Genomic DNA, 16339 nt, shown 5'->3' with positions numbered 1-16339 from the left:
GCGACGCCCGGCACGCGCACCCAGCGCCGGCGACGCCACGGAGCCGCCATGGTGACGACCCTCTTTCGCCTCGAACCCCATCCCTTCGACGACGACGCGTCGAACCCGGCGCTGCCGCGCTTCGATGCGGCCGTCGCCCGCCGGATGGGTGAAATCGCTGTCAACCTTGCGTCGCGCCGCGGGCTGCCGATCGCGGTGAGCATCGTCGGCGAGCAGGCGCCGCTGTTCTACTGCGCGCTCGACGGCAGCGACGCCGGCGACAGCGACGCGATCCGCCGGCGACAGAACACGGTGTTGCGCTTCGGCCTCAGTTCGCTCGCGGTCGGCGAGCGGTTTCGCCGCGCCGGCTGGTCGCTGCAGTCGCAGGGGCTGTCGGATCACGACTATGCGCTCGACGGCGGCGGCGTGCCGCTGCGGATCGCCGGAGCCGGCATCGTCGGCGCGATGACGATCGCGGGGCTCGACTCCGAGCACAATCACGCGCTCGTCGTCGAGAGCCTGCAGTGGCACGTCGGCGCGAACGCGCTTGCGATGAGCACGTAGCCGCCGTTGCGCCATCACGCCGCCAGCCGTCACGAACGGCGCGGCGGCAACACGTCGAGCGAGCGCCCCGGCCGTTGCGCGACGGCGGCGTCGGCCGCCTCGTCCGGGATATCGTCGAGCGACCGGTTGTTGGTGCGCGGCCCGAACGCGCCGATCGACAGCATCACGATCAGCATGCTGCCGCCGATCAGCGCGAACACCGCCGACACGCCCGCGCGCTCAAGCAGCAGCGCGACGATGAAACTGCTGACGGCCCCGGTCAGTCGGCCGATCGAATGCACGAAGCCGAGCGCGCGCCCGCGGATCGCGGTCGGAAACAGTTCCGACTGGTACGCGGTGCCGTTGCTCGCGAGCACCGTGCTCGACAGCGTGACGAGCAGGCCGAATGCAATCACGAACGGCGCTTGCGCCGACATCGCGAACGCACTGCCGAACAGCGCGACGCCGAACGCCGACGCGACGATCAGCCACTTCCGCTCGATCCGGTCCGCGATCAGGCCGGCGACGAGCGGCGACACCGGATAGGCGAACGCGATCACGAACGCATAGCCGAGACTCTTCGCGACGGTTGCGCCCTGGGCGGCGAGCAGCGTCGGCAGCCATTGGCTGAAGCCGAAAAAGCCGATGCTCAGGAATCCGTTGAATGCAATCAGCATCGCGGTGCGGCCGCGGTATCGCGCCCCCCACATCGACGGCGCACCCGGCGCAAGTGGCGTGGCGGCAGCCGGTAGCCGGACCGCGGGCAGCGGCCGGCCGGATTCGCGCTCCACCACCTGCTCGAGTTGCCGCACGATGCGTTCGGCCTCGGCTTGCCGGCCCACGCCGACGAGCCAGCGCGGCGACTCCGGCAAGCGCGACTGCAGCCACCAGACGACCACCGCCCCGCTTCCGCCGAGCAGCACGACCCAGCGCCATCCGGACCAGCCGAGCGGATCGTGCGGCACCCAGAGCCACGACACGAGCGCCAGCACCGGCATCGCCACGTAGCCGACGGCGAAGCAGACGGCGAACGCCCGGCCCCGTACCGCCTTCGGCACCAGCTCGGTCAGGAACGCGCCGATCGTGATCAGCTCCGCGCCGACGCCGCAGCCTGCGACGAAGCGGCACACGAGCACGCCGAGCGCGCCCGACTGCACGCACATCATCAGGCTCGCCGCGGTATAGAGCAGCAGCGCACCGGTGAACAGCGCGCGGCGCCCGTAGCGGTCCGCCAGGCGCGACACGAACATTTCGCCGATGAACAGCCCGATGAACGTCGCCGCGCCGAGCGCGCCCTGGTCCGACATGCCGAGCACGCCGCGCGCGCCGGTGTGAAAGATGCCGTCGCGAATCAGCCCGGGCGGCAGATAGGTCATCTGGAACAGGTCGTAGACCTCGAAAAAGCCGCCGACGCTCAGGCACAGCACGAGCTTCCAGATACCGGCTGTCGCGGGCAGGCGATCGATGCGCGCGGCGAGCGATGCCGCAAGGGTGTCAGACATGGCGTGTCCTCGGTGGTCGCCCGCGCGGCGCGCGGGACGGCGGTGATGGCGCGGCGCCGGCCGCGCGGCGTGGCAATCACACGGTGGCAACCGGATTGACCGGCGAGCCGACGAGCCCGCGCAGATGCAGCGGCGGCGCGGTCAGCAGGAAGCGGCTGCGGTGATGTGCGTGCAGCCAGTCCGCGAGCGGCGTCAGGTGCCACAGTTCGCCGAGATGGATGCCGAGCTTGAACAGGCACAGCTCGTGCAGCGGCATCAGCGCACCTGGTTGAGCGAACGGCTGCGCGTCGCGCGGGCGCTCCTCGACCGCGTGGTTGTCGGCCGCGAGCGCCGCGAGCCCCGACGCGTCGATCCAGTTCAGCAGGCGCGCGTCGGCACCATCCAGCACGCAGCAGGCGTGCGGCGCACCGGTCTCGCCGCGCGCGGCCGCTTCCAGCAGACGGTCGGCGAAGCCCGTATGCACGCATACGATATCGCCGCGCTCGACGCTCACGTCATCCGCGCGCAGCACCGCCATCCAGTCGTCGAAGCCGACCTTGCGCCGCGCGTCGCCGAAGTGACGGCGCAGGTCGACCATCACGCCGCGCCCCTGCACGCCCGTCCGCGCCATCACCTCGATGCCGAGCGCCCGTGCGCCGCCTTCCGGCGCACCGGCCTCCGGCACGCGGATATGCTCGCCCATCCGGTAGCCGTTGTAGAACACCCGGGTCTTTTCACCGTCGCCCGCCGGATCGAACAGCGAGCCGACGTGCGACAGCGCGTCCCATTGCGTCGAGAACTGCGAATGCATGCAGAACGCGTCGTCGCACACGACATCGGTTGCGTTCGCAACCTGTTCGTCCGCGCGATAGCCGAAGTAAGGCTTGTCGCCCGCCAGCGCCGGCATGATCGCCGGCGGACGCCGCCGTGCGTTCAGTCCGCCGCCGCGCGGCACGTCGAGCGGCAGGCTCAGCGAAAAAACGCGGCCTTCGCGCACTTCCGCGACGCCGCGCAGCACGGCGTCGGGCGTCAGCCAGTTCAGGCGCCCTTTCTGGTCGTCCGGGCCGAAATCGCCCCAGTTCGAGCCGGGCGGCCGATGGGTCCAACGCGGATTCATGGTGTCTCCTCCATGCAATGTCCGGTGCATCCGGTTTCCGTCGTTGCGCGCTCCGCTTACCGCGAACGGATCACGCCCAGCGCAGCGAGCCGCGCGTACTCGAGCTCGCCGAGCAGCGGCTCGAGGATCTCGCGGTTGTGTTCGCCGAGCGCGGGCGCGGGCCGGCGGAACGCGCCGGGCGTGCCCGACAGGCGCGGCGTGACGTTGTGCATCGGCAGGCTGCCGACGTCGTCGTCGGGCAGCTCGACCAGCGCCTCCCGCTCGATCACGTAGCGATCCGCGACGATCTGCGCGATGTCCTGGATCGGCCCGACCGTCACGCCCGCTTCCTCGAAGAAGGCCAGATTGGCATCGAGATCGCGTGCGGCAATGAATTCGCCGACGATCGCGTCGAGCGCCTCCGCATGCCGCACGCGCAGCACGTTGGTGGCATAGCGCGGATCGTCGACCAGGTCCGCGCGGCCGATCGCGCGGAACAACCGTTCGGCCATCGCCTGCGTCGAACTCGACAGGCACAGCCATTTGCCGTCGCGGGTGCGATACGCATTGCGCGGCGCGGTGTTCGTCGAGCGGCTGCCGGTGCGCGGCTTGATCTCGCCGGTCATCACGTAGTTCGCCGCGGCCGGCCCGAGAATCGACAGCAGCGGCTCGAACAACGACACGTCGATCACCTGCCCCGCCGCATGCTGCGTCCCGCGCGCATGCAGCGCGACCAGCACGGCGAGCGCGCCGGACATCCCGGCCGTCATGTCGGCAAGAAACATCGGCGGAAGGACCGGCTCGCGATCGGCGAACCCGTTGATCGCGGCGAAGCCCGCATAGCCTTCGGCGAGCGTGCCGAAGCCCGGCTTGTGGCGATACGGGCCGGTCTGCCCCCAGCCGGAAATCCGCGCGATCACCAGATCCGGCCGGATCGCGAGCAGGTCGTCGGGCCCGAGCCCCATCCGCTCCGCGACGCCCGGCTTGAAGCTCTCGACGAACACATCCGCGTCGCGCACCAGCCGGCGCACGATGTCGACGCCCTGCGGCGAACGCAGATCGACGCACACGCTGCGCTTGTTGCGTCCGTACACCTTCCAGTTCGTGCTGATTCCGCCCGCGCCGACCGCGCGCAGCGTATCCCCGCGCTCGCTTTCGACCTTCACGACGTCCGCGCCGAAGTCGGCGAGCTGCACGCTCAGCATGTTGCCGGCCATCAATCGCGACAGGTCGACCACGCGCACGCCGGACAGCGGCCCGCCCGCGCCTGCGTCGAACGATTTCTGACGGATCGGACCGGTGGGCGCGCGACGATGCGCGCCGGCCGCACGGGCGGCCTGCGTGTCGGTTACGGACATGACTGTCTCCTGGTAGGTGTCTGTCGGTGGGTCAGGGATGCGCGCGCCGCGCGCCTGCGCTATTCGAGCAGCGCGCCAAGCTGGTCGGCCGCCGGGAACGGCGCACCCGCCGCGGGCAGGTCGCCGCCGAGCGCATGCGTCAGCTCGGCAGCGGCGGCCTGCACGTACGGCAGGTAATCGGCCAGCACTTTCTTGTTGAAGCGATAGCGCGGCACGCCGAGCGAGATCGCCCCGCTCAGCACGCGGCCGACGCCGAACGCCGGACATGCGATCGCCGCGCTCTCCGGATCGCGCTCGGCAATCGACACCGTGTAGCCTTGCTCGGCCGTCTTCTCGTACTCGCCGCCGCGCGTGCCGGAAAACGCGAGCAGCACGCGCCCCGCCGCGCCGACGTCGAGTGGAAAACGGTCGCCTTCGCGCAGATGCGTGCGCACCGCGCGCTGGGCCTGGATGCGGAACAGGCAGACGCGCTGGTCGCCCTCGCGCACGTAGAACGCGGCGGTTTCGCCGGTCTGCGCCGACAGCGTCGACAGGATCGGCATCACGTGCTCGCGCAGCTGGAACGACTCGCGGTACATCACGCCGAGCTGGAATACGGCCGGTCCCAGCACGTAGCGCCCGTCGGGCAGACGCTTGATGAAGCGGAACTGTTCGAGCGATTCGAACATCCGCAGCAGCGTGCTCATGTTGAGCCCGGTCGCGTCGCTGACCTGCGCGAGCATCAGCCCGCCGGGTGCGCCGGAGAAAGCGAGAAGCGCGGTCAGCGCGCGATTGACCGCGGCCACGCCGCCTTCCGCCGGATTGTTCGTCTCCACCTTGCTCATGTCCGCCTCACGCTGTGCCGGGCGACCGGCGACCCGCCTCGCCCAGGATCATAAAAATGAAAGTCGCTTTCATTATACGCAGGGAGCCGATGACATCAACATGATTTCGCATGGCACAGATCGTTCATCTTCTTTCAATTCCCGTTATTTATAGGCGTTAACGATAATCTTGACGAATGCGCCAATCAGTCACAAAAATGAAAGTGACTTTTATTTTACGAGAACGACGATGAATTCTGCTTCCCAACCGGTCTGGCGCTCGCTCCTCTACGTCCCCGCCCACGTCCCCCGTTTCGTCGCGAAAGCCGCGACCAGCGCAGCCGATGCGCTGATCCTCGACCTCGAGGACAGCGTCCCGTTCGCGTGCAAGCCCGACGCCCGCGCCGGCCTCGCCGACGCCGTGCCGATGCTGCGCGGCGCCGGCTGCGACGTGCTGGTCCGCGCCAACGGCCCGCTCGACCTGCTGGTGCCGGACCTGCGTGCGGCCGTGCGGGCCGGCGTGCACGGCGTCGTGCTGCCGAAGGTGCGTGGCGGCTCGCACGTCGAGGCGATCGACGAACTGCTGGGCACGCTCGAGGACGAAGCCGGTGCCGCGCCCGGCAGCACGCGTATCGTCGCGATCATCGAAACGCCGCGCGCGTTCCAGGCGATGGACCGAATCGCGCGCGCGTCGCCGCGCGTCGTCGCGATGATGCTCGGCGGCGGCGACTTCGCGCTGAACTGCGAAAGCGGCACCGGCGCCGACGTGCTGCGGGTGCCGAAGCAGTTGCTGATCATCGCCGCGCGAGCGGCCGGCATCCTGCCGCTCGGCCTGGTCGACGGTCTCGACGAACTGCGCGATCTCGATGCGTTCGAGCGCATCGCCCACACGTCCGCGGCATTCGGCTATGCGGGCGCCACCTGCATCCATCCGCTGCAGGTCGATGCGCTGAACCGCGCGTTCCGCCCCGACGACGATGCGGTGCGCGACGCACGCGCCGTGCTCGCCGCCTACGACGACGCGCGTGCCAACGGCCGCGGCGCATTGCGCATCGACGGCCGGATGGTCGATGCCGCCGGCGTCGCCCAGGCGGCACGCGTGCTCGCGCGCGACGCCGCCGTACGCACGCGCGCACGCTGACCCGCGCGACGAGCCTGCGATGCGCCCGTCCCCCCGCGCGATCCCGCAGCCTGGCCTCGCCCGCGTACGTCGCCCGGCGCGCGCGAGCGGCCCGGCGCGGCACGCCCCGTTCGCCGTCCGCCCCGGATAGCGCTGCGGCGGTGCGCCTCTCGACCCGCGCGGCGCATGAAGAACAACAACCCCAAACAAGGAGACAGCCCCATGGGCAAGCGAATGTCCGCATTGTGCGGACTGGGCCTCGTATCGGCCGGCGCCTGCGCGCAAACCAGCCTCACGCTGTATGGCGTCGCCGACGTCTACACCGAATTCCTCACCGGGCAGGCCGCGCCGGACGGCAAATCATCGGCATCGCTCGTGCGGATGGCGTCGGGCGGCAAGAGCGGTTCGCGCTGGGGCCTGAAGGGCGTCGAGGATCTCGGCGGCGGCTGGCAGGCGGCGTTTCGCGTCGAAAGCAGCATCAACCTGACCAACGGCACCGGTGCCGGCTCGGGCGGCTTCGACCGCTCCGCGTGGGTCGCACTGCAGCACGACCGCTGGGGCGCGCTGCGGCTCGGCCGCCAGTACACGACGCTGTTCGACATCATGGAGCGCTATTCTCCGACGGGCGCCTATTCGACGCTGTACGAGCCGGACGGCGCGATCGTCGGCATCAACTATCGCGAGAACAACGTCGTCAAATATCTGGCGAAGCTCGGCGCGCTGACGCTCGAAACCCACTACGCACTCGGCGGCACGGCGGGCGCGTTCCAGTCGAACGCCGCGTACGGCGCGGGCTTCGACTATGCCGGCGACGCGTTCTCGTTCGCCGCGGCGTTCGACGACGTCCACACCCCGCAGCCCGGCGGCTTCGCGCATTTCCGCCGCTACGCCGCTTCCGCGCTCGTGCCGCTCGGCCGCGCCCAACTGCTGGCCGGTGTCGAACACGCGCGCAGCGACATCGCCGCGCCGTCGGTCGTGACGCACTTCACGTTCTGGTGGGCCGGCGTCCGCTACGCCGTCACCGATTTCCTGCAGGTGATCGGCGCGGTCTATTACGAACACATCCGTGCGCGGAATCCTGCCCATGCACCCGCGCCGGCGTCGCGTCCCGTCAGTCCGCAACAGGTCACGTTGCAGTTGAACTACTTCGTGTCGAAGACGGTGACGCTGTACCTGGCGGGCGGCTACGCGCATCGCGCCGCGCTCGATTTCGACAACGACAACTACAGCTTCCTGCACTACTCGCTCGCCGCCGATCGCTCGGGCAGCGCGGGCGTCGCGCTCGGCCTGCGCAAGGCGTTCTGACATCGCCGCCCCCCAACTTTCGGAGTCCAGAACCATGAACCGCCGCCACTTCCTTTCCGCCCTGACCGGCGCTGCGTTGACGCTGCCCGTGATGCGCGCCCGCGCCGACGCGTCACCTGCCGCCAGCGGCACCGTGCGTGCCGACCTGCGCGACACCGACCAGCCCGAACTCGCGCGGCAGCTCGCCGACTACGCAGCCGGGCTGCGGTATCGCGACCTCGACGCCGCGACCGTCGAGACGATCAAGGCGCATCTGATCGACGCACTCGGCTGCGCGATCGCCGCGTACGACGAGCCGCCCGTGCGCATCGCGCGCAATGCGGCGCTCGCCTCGCCCGGCGGCGTCGCGACCGTGATCGGGACGGACCGGCGCACGAGCCCCGATCTCGCCGCATTCGCCACCGGCACGGCGCTGCGCTACTTCGATTTCAACGATGCGTATGCCGGCAAGGAGACCGGCCATCCAAGCGACAACGTCGCCGCGTGCCTCGCGGTCGCCGAAGCGCAGCACGCCCCCGGCCGCGACCTGATCCTGTCGATCGCGATCGCGTACGAAATCGCGTGCCGGCTGATGGACGCCGCCGCCATCAGCCCGCGCGGCTGGGACCACACCTGCTACAGCCTGCCCGCCGTCGCGCTCGCCACGGGGAAACTGATGCGCCTGAGCGCGCCGCAACTCGTGCAGGCGGTCAACCTGTCGATCAACAGCCATCTCGCGCTGAACCAGACACGGGTGCAGCAGTTGTCCAACTGGAAGGCGCTCGCCGACGCGGACGCGGCGCGCAACGCGGTGTTTTCGACCGAACTCGCCCGCGCCGGTCTCACCGGCCCCGCGCCGATCTTCGAGGGGGCGGCCGGGTTCTTCGAGCGGGTATCCGGGCCGTTCACGCTCGATACGGGCGAATTCGGCGGGCGCGGCGGCACGTTCCGGATCGGCCGATGCTTCGTGAAGCTCTATCCCGCGCAAGGGCTCACGCAAACGGCGATTCCGGCCGCGCTCGCGGTCGCCGCCCAGGTCGGCGACCTGCGGCGCATCCGCCGCATCGAGATCCACACGACCGAAGTCGGCTACGTGACGGCCGGCCGCGATCCGGAGAAATGGGCGCCGTCGACCCACGAGACCGCCGATCACAGCCTGCCTTACATCGTCGCGCGGGCGATGCTCGACGGCGACATCACGACCCGAAGCTATGCGAGCGCCGCGCTGCGCGATCCGGCCTTGCGCGCGCTGATCGGAGCCATCACGGTCAGTGCCGATCCGGCGCTGACGGCCCGCTATCCCGCGCATGCGCCGAATCGCGTGACGGCCGTGTGCGACGACGGCGCGATTCATGCAAAGCAGGTGGACGACCTGCCGGGGTCGCCGACGCGACCGATGCAGCGCGACGACTACGAAGCGAAGTTCATGAAGAATTGCCGGCCGCACTGGAGCGCGGCACGGACGCGTGCCGCGCTCGATTATCTGTGGCGGCTCGACGAACAGCCCGACGTCGCGACGCTGCCGCCGCTGCTCGTCATGGGCTGACCCGGGCACGGTCGGCACCACGCGGCTTCACGCTCAGCCGACGCTGAACGCGTCCGCCGCGACGTCGTCCTCGAGCGACTCCGCGACCGCGATGATCATGCGACGCATCCAGCCGTGCGCGTTGCTCGCATCGTACCGGTGATGCCAGTACAGCGACCACGTGACCGGCTCCATCGCGAGCGGCAGTTCGCGGATCACGAGGCGCGGATCGCCGAGGCTCAGCGCGTGCCGCTCCGACATGATCACCGCGTACGGCAGCGCATCGAGCATGTTCGGCACGACGAGCCAGTGCGGCACGTTGAGCACGATGCGGCGTTTGCAGCCCATGTTCGCGAGCAGGTTGTCGATCAGGCTGTGGTCGACCGGGTTGATCGATACGTTGAGGAAGTCGAGCGCGAGGAACCGTTCGAGCGTCAGCGGCTTGTCCGCGTCGGGATGGTTGCGGCTCAGCATGCAGACCAGCCGGTCGTGAAACACGGTTTCCGACGACAGCGTGCCGGAATGCTCGAGGCCCGCGCTGATCGCCATGTCGAGCCGCCCTGCCTCAAGCGCTTCGGCCGTCTTGGCCGCGCTCGGATGCACGACGTCCAGGCTGATATTCGGCGCCGCCGTGCGCATGCGCCGCAGCAATGCGGGCAGCAGAAGCAATTCGGTCAGATCCGACATGCGGACCGTGAAATGACGTTCCGATGTAAAAGGATGGAATTGATAATCCGATTCAAACAATTCTTCGATTTGTTGCATGATTTTCCGGACCGGCGAGATCAGCGCCTGCGCGCGCGGGGTCAGTTCCAGCCCTGTCGCGCCGCGCGCGAGGATCTCGTCGTTGAACAGATACCGCAGGCGCGACAGCGCATTGCTGACGGCCGGCTGCGTCAGGCCGACCTTCAGGCCGGCCCGTGTCACCTGTTTCTCGGTCAGCAGTGCATCGAGTATGACCAGCAGGTTCAGGTCGATCGAACGTAGATTCATGATTGTGACCATCCACTAAACGGGTTAATCGCCCTCCCCGGCTCACGATTATCGCAATGGGGAATTCCCCTGATATTTAGTGCAATAAACGAGAATAGTCCAATCTTGACGTTTCAATATTTTTTATATACCTGCCGCCATTGATTCGGTTTTTGATTTAAATGACCCGTTTTCCAGGAATTTTTCTGAAAAACGAGTCAATCGAAATCAGCCATCGATGGTGGAAACGGTTCGCTCCGGCCATCGTGCACGAGCCGCTGCCTGCCCGCGTATCAGACCGTCGCGACCGGATTCACCGGCGCACCGACCAGGCCCCGTATATGCAGCGGGGGCGCGGTCAGCAGGAACCGGTTGCGCCGATGCGCACGCAACCAGTTCGCGAGCGGCGTCAGATGCCACAGCTCGCCGAGGTGGATGCCGAGCTTGAACAGGCACAGCTCGTGCAGCGGCATCAGCGCACCCGGCTGCGCGAGCGGCTGCGCCTGCTGCGGCCGTTCCTCGATCGCATGGTTGTCGGCCACGAGCGCGGCGAGCCGCGACTCGTCGATCCACTGCAGCAGGCGGGCGTCGCTGCTGTCCAGCACGCACGCACTCGCGACGGTCGCGGGCGACCCGCTTTCGTCGTTCAGCAACAGATCGGCGAAACCGGTGTGAATGCAGACGATGTCGCCCTGCTCGACACGCACGTCGTCTTCTTCCATCACGCGCATCAGCTGCGCGTAGCCGACTTTCGTGCGGGCATCGCCGAAGTGATGCCGCAGGTCGATCAGCACGCCGCGCCCCTGCACGCCCGTCCGTGCCATCACCTCGATGCCGAGCGCGCGCGCGCCGCCGGTGGCGTCGCCTTCCTGCGGCACCCGCAGATGCTCGCCCATCCGGAAGCCGTTGTAGAACACGATCTCGGGCACGCCGTCGCCGTCCGCATCGAATACGCCGCCGACATGCGCGAGACCGTCCCATTGCGTCGAGAACTGCGAATGCATGCAGAAGGAATCGTCGCAGACCACGTCGGTTGCGTTTGCAACCTGTTCATCCGCGCGATAACCGAAGTACGGCTTGCCGCCCAGCAACGCCGGCATGATCGCCGGCGGCCGGCGGCGCGCGTTCAGGCCGCCGCCGCGCGGCACGTCGAGCGGCAGGCTCAGCGAGAACGACAGGCCTTCGCGCACCTCGGCGACGCCCTGCCGCACGTTGTCCGGGGTCAGCCAGTTCAGCCGCCCTTTCTGGTCGTCCGGACCGAAATCGCCCCAGTTCGAGCCGGGCGGCCGCTTGTTCCAGCGGGGTGTGCTCAAGATGGATCTCCTCCTTCCAGGTTCGCATGCGCGCCGGACGTCAACGCCGCCAGCCCGTCGAGCGGTGCGTCGTCGGCGAGCGCCTGCACCGCGTCGCGCAGTTCGAGCGCACGAGGCAGGCCGATCGTCGAACTCGCCGCGAGCACGAACTTCGCGACGAGTTCCTGTTCGGTCAGCGGCCGCGCATTGGTGCCCTTGCTCGACTCGACGCGCGCCTCGAGCACCTGTCCGTCGCGCCGCTCCACCCGCAGCACGGCGGGCAGGAAATGCGGGAACCGCTCGTCGCACCACGGATCGCCGACGCAACGCACCTTCGCGGCCAGCGCACGGCGCGCGGGATCCCGCACGAGCTTGTCGTCGAAATCGTCGAACCAGACCCCGAGCCCGCCGCCGCCGAGCAGCGCGGCCGCGACGGTGTACGGCCCCGAGAACGCCGCCGCGTACCCGTCCGGCGGGTTGGCCTTCAGCGCGGCGGGCTCGCCGATCGTGCGCAGCGTCGACGTCGCGACCCGCAGCTCGGCGGACACCACGTCGTCGGCCGTCACGCCCTGCGCCTTCAACTGCAATGCCGCGTCGATGCCCGGATGCGTGAAGTGGTTGCACGGATACGGCTTGAAGATGATCCGGCTCGTCTCCCAGTCGACACCGAGTTCGCGCAGCACCGCGTCGACGTCGGCCAGCTCGCCGCACCACGCGCGGAAGAAGCCGAAGCGGCCTTCGAGCGCGGTCGGCGGCGCGGTCACGCCCGCGCTCGCCAGTTCCGCCGCGCTCACGCCCGCATGCGCAGCCCAGCCGCAGTGGATCCGCTTCACGGAGCCGCCGGTGCGATTGGCTTCGAGCAGGCCCGCGCCCATGCTCGCGGCAATGCCGAGCGCGGCGGCGATTTGCGCGGCGTCGAGCCCGAGCAGCATCGCCGCGGCCGCGGCGGCGCCGACCGTCCCGCAGATCGACGTCGCATGCTGGCCGCGCTCGAAGAACACCGAATTGCCGATCTGCGGGTTGTAGGCGGCCACGCCCAGCCGGATGCAGATCTCGGTGCCGACCGTGATCGCATCGAGCAACGCCGTGCCCGATGCGCCGCTCGCCTGTGCGGCGGCAAGCGCGGCCGGAATCACCGACGCGCTCGGATGCAGCACCGACAGCATGTGCGAGTCGTCGAAATCCATCGCGTGCGCAAGCGTGCCGTTGACGAGCGCGGCGCTCGCGGCGGGCAGCCGGTCGGGCGCGCCGATCACGGTCGCCGGGCCGTTGCCGGCCCAGCGCCGCGCGACCTGCAGCACGGACTGTGCGACCGGTTCGTCGTGCGCGATCAGGCTGTTGCCGACCAGGTCGAGCACGCGCGCGGCGGCCTCGACGCGCAGCGTGCGGTCGAGCCCATCGTTGCGCACCGCCGCCGCGAAGCGACCGAGCGCGCCGACGATGCCGTCCGGACTCACGGGCCCGGCGGCCGCGGCCGGTGCGGAAAGCGTGTCGGGCGCGTTCATGCCGGTGCTCCGTCGCGCCGGAGATGGGTCGCCAGCGCGAGCGTCACGCGCGCGTTCGCGATCAGCGGCGGCGCCACCACGCGGCCGTCGGGCAGCACGAACACCGACGATTCGCCGTCCGCCGCAGCGACGGCCTCCAGCACCCGCTCGGCCGCGCGAATGTCTTCGTCCGACGGCGTGAACACCGCGTTGATGACCGGAATCTGCGAAGGATGAATCGCGAAGCGGCCGACGAACCCCATCGATTTCGCGCGCAACGTCGACTCCTTCAGGCCGTCGAGATCGTTCAGCGTGTGATAAACCGTCTGAATCGGCCCGTTCAGCCCGGCCGCGCGCGACACCACCACGCAGCGCGCGCGACACACTTCGAGCGTGAAGTTGTCGACGCCGATCCGCAGGTCGGCGCGCAGGTCGCTTTCGCCGAGCCCGATCCGCTCCAGCCGCGGCGACGCGGTCGCGAGCTGGTAGGCCGTCTCCACGCCATACGCCGATTCGATCAGGATCTGGATCCCCGCGTCGCTGCCGAGCGCATCGAGCCAGCCCGCGACTTCCTGGATATGCGCGGGAAAATCGCACTTCGGCAGGCGCAGCGCCTGCAGCGCGGGCAGTGCGATCGCCTCGACGTCGTCGCGGCACCATGGACTCCCGATCGGGTTGACGCGCACGTAGGTCGGCTTCGGCGGGCGGCCCGCGAGGATCGCGGCGGCGGCCTTGCGGGCGTCGATCTTGTGGCTCGCCGGCACGGCGTCCTCGAGATCCAGCACGATCGCATCGGCGTCGCTCGCGTAGGCCTTCTCGACCACCTGCGTCTTGTGCGCAGGCACGTACAGATAGCTGCGGCAGGTTGCGCTCTGTTTCAAATCACACCTCGTTCGGTCAAATCGGCCAGGTCCTGCGGTTCCAGTCCCAATGCGCCGAATACTTCATCGTTGTGCGCGCCGCGCGACGGCCCGCCCCAGCGGATCGCGCCGGGGGTATCGGACAGCCGGAACGGCACGTTGTGCGTGCGGAACGCGCCCAGTTCGGCGTCGGCCACCGAGACGACCGAGCCGAGCGCCGCATACTGCGGATCGTCGAGCACGTCGGCCACGTCGTAGATCGGTGCGACAGCCGCCTCCGCGCGTTCGAACTCATCGAGCACCTCGGCGCGCGTGCGCTGCCCGATCCAGCCGCCCACCGCCGCGTCCAGCTCGTCCGCATGCTTCGCGCGCTCGACGCCGTTCGCGAACCACGGCTGGTCGATCAGGTCGGCGCGGCCGACGAGCCGCATCACGCGCTCGGCGATGCTGTGCGCCGAAGTCGACAGCGCGACCCACTTGCCATCCGACGTCCGATACACGCCGCGCGGCGAATTGTTCGGCGAGCGGTTGCCGGTGCGTTCGGGCACGCGCCCCGTCTGGTCGTAGCTCGCGACCTGCGCGCCCATCGCCGCGAGCATCGTCTCGATGATCGCGAGATCGACCACCTGCCCGCGTCCCGTGCGATCGCGCGCCTTCAGCGCCGTCATGATCGCGAACGCGGCGGTCAGCCCCGCCACCGTGTCCGCCAGCGGAAACGACGGCAACAGCGGCGGCCCGTCCGCCTCGCCGGTCGCCGCCGCCAGCCCGCTCATCGCCTCCGCGAGCGTGCCGAAGCCGGGGCGGCGCGCATACGGGCCGAACTGGCCGAAGCCCGTCACCCGCACGAGCACGAGCCGCGGATTGATCGCGGACAGCACGTCGTAGCCGAGCCCCCAGCGCTCCAGCGTGCCGGGCCGGAAATTCTCGACCACCACGTCGGCCTGCGCCGCCAGCTCGCGGAAGATCCGCTGGCCGTCGGCCGTGCCGAGATTCAGCGTGACCGCGCGCTTGTTGCGCGCGACCACTTTCCACCACAACGGGACGTCATCGCGGCGCGCGCCGTACTTGCGCGCCGGATCGCCCGTCGGATGCTCCACCTTGATCACGTCGGCACCGTAGTCGGCGAGCATCGTCGCCGCGAGCGGGCCGGCGAACAGCGTCGCGGCGTCGATCACGCGAATGCCGCCGAGCGGCGCGCGGCTGGCGCTGTCCGACGCCGTGTCGGCGTCGACTTCCCCGGTTTCCACAGAGGCCATGGCCTTCTCCTGCGAGATGGATTGCACGGGCGCGCCGTGCGCCGCCATCGTCTGCATGACTAATCATCGTGCGACGAGGCAGGCACGGCGCGCGACCCGCGGCTTAGACCGCGTTGATCCGATAGATCGGGAAATACGTCTCGATCTTCCCGTTCAGGTAATCGGACGCCAGCTTCGGCACGTCGTCGAAATCGAAGATCTCGGTCGGTTCCTGGCCGATCCAGCCGGTCGACTCCTGGAAGTCGCGGATCGTGATGCTGTCGTCGTAACGCCACGCGTGCGTGTGGATGTGCAGGCGGCGGTTGATGCACTCCGTCGCGCGCAGGTTCCACAGGCGCATCCCGGTTTTCCAGCCGACGGTTGCGACGATGCCGGTGCGGCCTGTCACGCGCATCGTCGCGCGATACAGTGCGCCGCCGAGATTGTCGAGGAAGATCGAGACGCCGCGGCCGCCGCTCAGCTCGGCGATCGTGTCGGCGAACACGCGCTCCGACTCCCGGTAGCGTGCCTGATATTCCGGATCGGCCCGGTAGCGTGCCTCGTCATACGCGAGATCCGGAAACTTGCGGCGGTCGACCGGCGTGATGCCGAGCTTCGCGAGTTCCTCGAGCCGGCGATCGTTGCTCGCCGTCATCGCGACGCGAAAGCCCTCGCGCTTCGCCAGCTGCAGCTCGGCAAGCGTCGTGCCGCCGCCCCAGCCGAACACCAGGTTGTCGGCCGGATCGACGTCCGGCAGTTGCGAACGCCAGCACGCCGACGCGACCTTCCAGTTGTCCCATGCGGTGAAGTAGCGGCCGTAGGTCGCCCATTGCAGCAGCGAGTGGCGGCTGTCGGTCGGCACCGGCACCAGGTTGTCGGCGCGCATCTTGGTGCGCTGCGCCATCACGCCGATCGTGCCCGGCGCGTCGTACGCGTAGACGAGTTCGGCGAACCCGTATTCGTCGCGCTTGCCGAACGGCATCACCATGCAGATCTCGCCGTCCTTCAGCGCACTGACCGCGCTGCCGCGCTCGAGCACGCGCACCAGCGCGCCGTTGCCCAGCACGATCTTGTCCTCGCGGCGCTGGCGGCAGATATCGACCGGGTTGCGCGACAGCGCGTGGTCGAGGTTCGCTTCCCACGATCCGTACAGCGGCTCGACGAGCACCTCGTCGGCTTCGAGACTGGAAAATTCAAAGGTTTCGCGGCGCAGCTCGCCCGCGACGGGCGGCTGCTGTCGGGTCGGTTCCGGTCCCGCGTAGAGAACCCATGCATCGGTCTTGATCATCGTCATTCCTCGGTAAGCG

Annotated in this window: 14 protein-coding genes; 4 read left to right on the top strand and 10 right to left on the bottom strand. The window is 69.1% G+C overall.

Annotation, left to right across the window (positions count from 1 at the left end):
- Positions 1 to 48: 48 nt before the first annotated feature.
- Entirely contained in the window at positions 49 to 543 is a 495-nt protein-coding gene (locus CFB43_RS07825) for a heme-degrading domain-containing protein (protein ID WP_089494670.1), read from the top strand.
- A gap of 29 nt (positions 544 to 572) precedes the next feature.
- On the opposite strand, the gene CFB43_RS07820 is transcribed toward CFB43_RS07825, so the two are convergent.
- The 4 genes from CFB43_RS07820 to CFB43_RS07805 all read right to left on the bottom strand — a co-directional run bounded on the left by CFB43_RS07820 (position 573) and on the right by CFB43_RS07805 (position 5281).
- On the bottom strand, positions 573 to 2024 hold the full coding sequence (locus CFB43_RS07820) for an MFS transporter (RefSeq protein ID WP_089494669.1): 1452 nt from the start codon (positions 2022 to 2024) through the stop codon (positions 573 to 575).
- Between the two features lie 76 nt (positions 2025 to 2100).
- Entirely contained in the window at positions 2101 to 3120 is a 1020-nt protein-coding gene (locus CFB43_RS07815) for a cyclase family protein (protein ID WP_089494668.1), read from the bottom strand.
- A gap of 56 nt (positions 3121 to 3176) precedes the next feature.
- Positions 3177 to 4457: a CaiB/BaiF CoA transferase family protein gene (locus CFB43_RS07810; RefSeq protein WP_089494667.1), complete on the bottom strand. Its 1281-nt coding sequence runs from the start codon at positions 4455 to 4457 to the stop codon at positions 3177 to 3179.
- 59 nt (positions 4458 to 4516) lie between these two features.
- Positions 4517 to 5281, bottom strand: a complete 765-nt coding sequence (locus CFB43_RS07805; RefSeq protein ID WP_089460937.1) for an IclR family transcriptional regulator — start codon at positions 5279 to 5281, stop codon at positions 4517 to 4519.
- A 229-nt stretch (positions 5282 to 5510) separates the two neighbouring features.
- On the opposite strand from CFB43_RS07805, the gene CFB43_RS07800 reads away from it, so the two are divergent.
- The 3 genes from CFB43_RS07800 to CFB43_RS07790 all read left to right on the top strand — a co-directional run bounded on the left by CFB43_RS07800 (position 5511) and on the right by CFB43_RS07790 (position 9210).
- Positions 5511 to 6401, top strand: a complete 891-nt coding sequence (locus CFB43_RS07800) for an HpcH/HpaI aldolase/citrate lyase family protein (protein ID WP_089494666.1) — start codon at positions 5511 to 5513, stop codon at positions 6399 to 6401.
- A gap of 201 nt (positions 6402 to 6602) precedes the next feature.
- Positions 6603 to 7685: a porin gene (locus tag CFB43_RS07795; protein ID WP_089494665.1), complete on the top strand. Its 1083-nt coding sequence runs from the start codon at positions 6603 to 6605 to the stop codon at positions 7683 to 7685.
- Between the two features lie 34 nt (positions 7686 to 7719).
- Positions 7720 to 9210, top strand: coding sequence for an MmgE/PrpD family protein (locus CFB43_RS07790; protein WP_179254806.1), 1491 nt, complete (start codon positions 7720 to 7722; stop codon positions 9208 to 9210).
- Positions 9211 to 9243: 33 nt separating this feature from the next.
- On the opposite strand, the gene CFB43_RS07785 is transcribed toward CFB43_RS07790, so the two are convergent.
- The 6 genes from CFB43_RS07785 to CFB43_RS07760 form a co-directional block, all read right to left on the bottom strand.
- Entirely contained in the window at positions 9244 to 10182 is a 939-nt protein-coding gene (locus tag CFB43_RS07785; protein ID WP_089494664.1) for a LysR family transcriptional regulator, read from the bottom strand.
- Between the two features lie 272 nt (positions 10183 to 10454).
- The gene (locus CFB43_RS07780; RefSeq protein WP_089494663.1) at positions 10455 to 11474 is read right to left on the bottom strand and encodes a cyclase family protein; all 1020 of its coding nucleotides are present in this window, start codon (positions 11472 to 11474) and stop codon (positions 10455 to 10457) included.
- Positions 11471 to 12958: an MmgE/PrpD family protein gene (locus CFB43_RS07775; RefSeq protein WP_089494662.1), complete on the bottom strand. Its 1488-nt coding sequence runs from the start codon at positions 12956 to 12958 to the stop codon at positions 11471 to 11473. Before CFB43_RS07775 ends, CFB43_RS07780 begins: the two co-directional genes overlap by 4 nt.
- On the bottom strand, positions 12955 to 13818 hold the full coding sequence (locus CFB43_RS07770) for an HpcH/HpaI aldolase/citrate lyase family protein (protein ID WP_089494661.1): 864 nt from the start codon (positions 13816 to 13818) through the stop codon (positions 12955 to 12957). The genes CFB43_RS07775 and CFB43_RS07770 overlap by 4 nt, the downstream gene beginning before the upstream one ends.
- Entirely contained in the window at positions 13815 to 15053 is a 1239-nt protein-coding gene (locus CFB43_RS07765) for a CaiB/BaiF CoA transferase family protein (RefSeq protein WP_089495278.1), read from the bottom strand. The genes CFB43_RS07770 and CFB43_RS07765 overlap by 4 nt, the downstream gene beginning before the upstream one ends.
- 103 nt (positions 15054 to 15156) lie before the next feature.
- Positions 15157 to 16320 (bottom strand): quinone oxidoreductase family protein, encoded by a 1164-nt coding sequence (locus CFB43_RS07760; RefSeq protein WP_089495277.1) that lies wholly within the window; start codon positions 16318 to 16320, stop codon positions 15157 to 15159.
- Positions 16321 to 16339 lie beyond the last annotated feature (19 nt).

The organism is Burkholderia sp. AU15512, from assembly GCF_002223325.1.
GTDB lineage: Bacteria > Pseudomonadota > Gammaproteobacteria > Burkholderiales > Burkholderiaceae > Burkholderia.
This window is presented reverse-complemented; position numbering and strand designations above follow the sequence as displayed.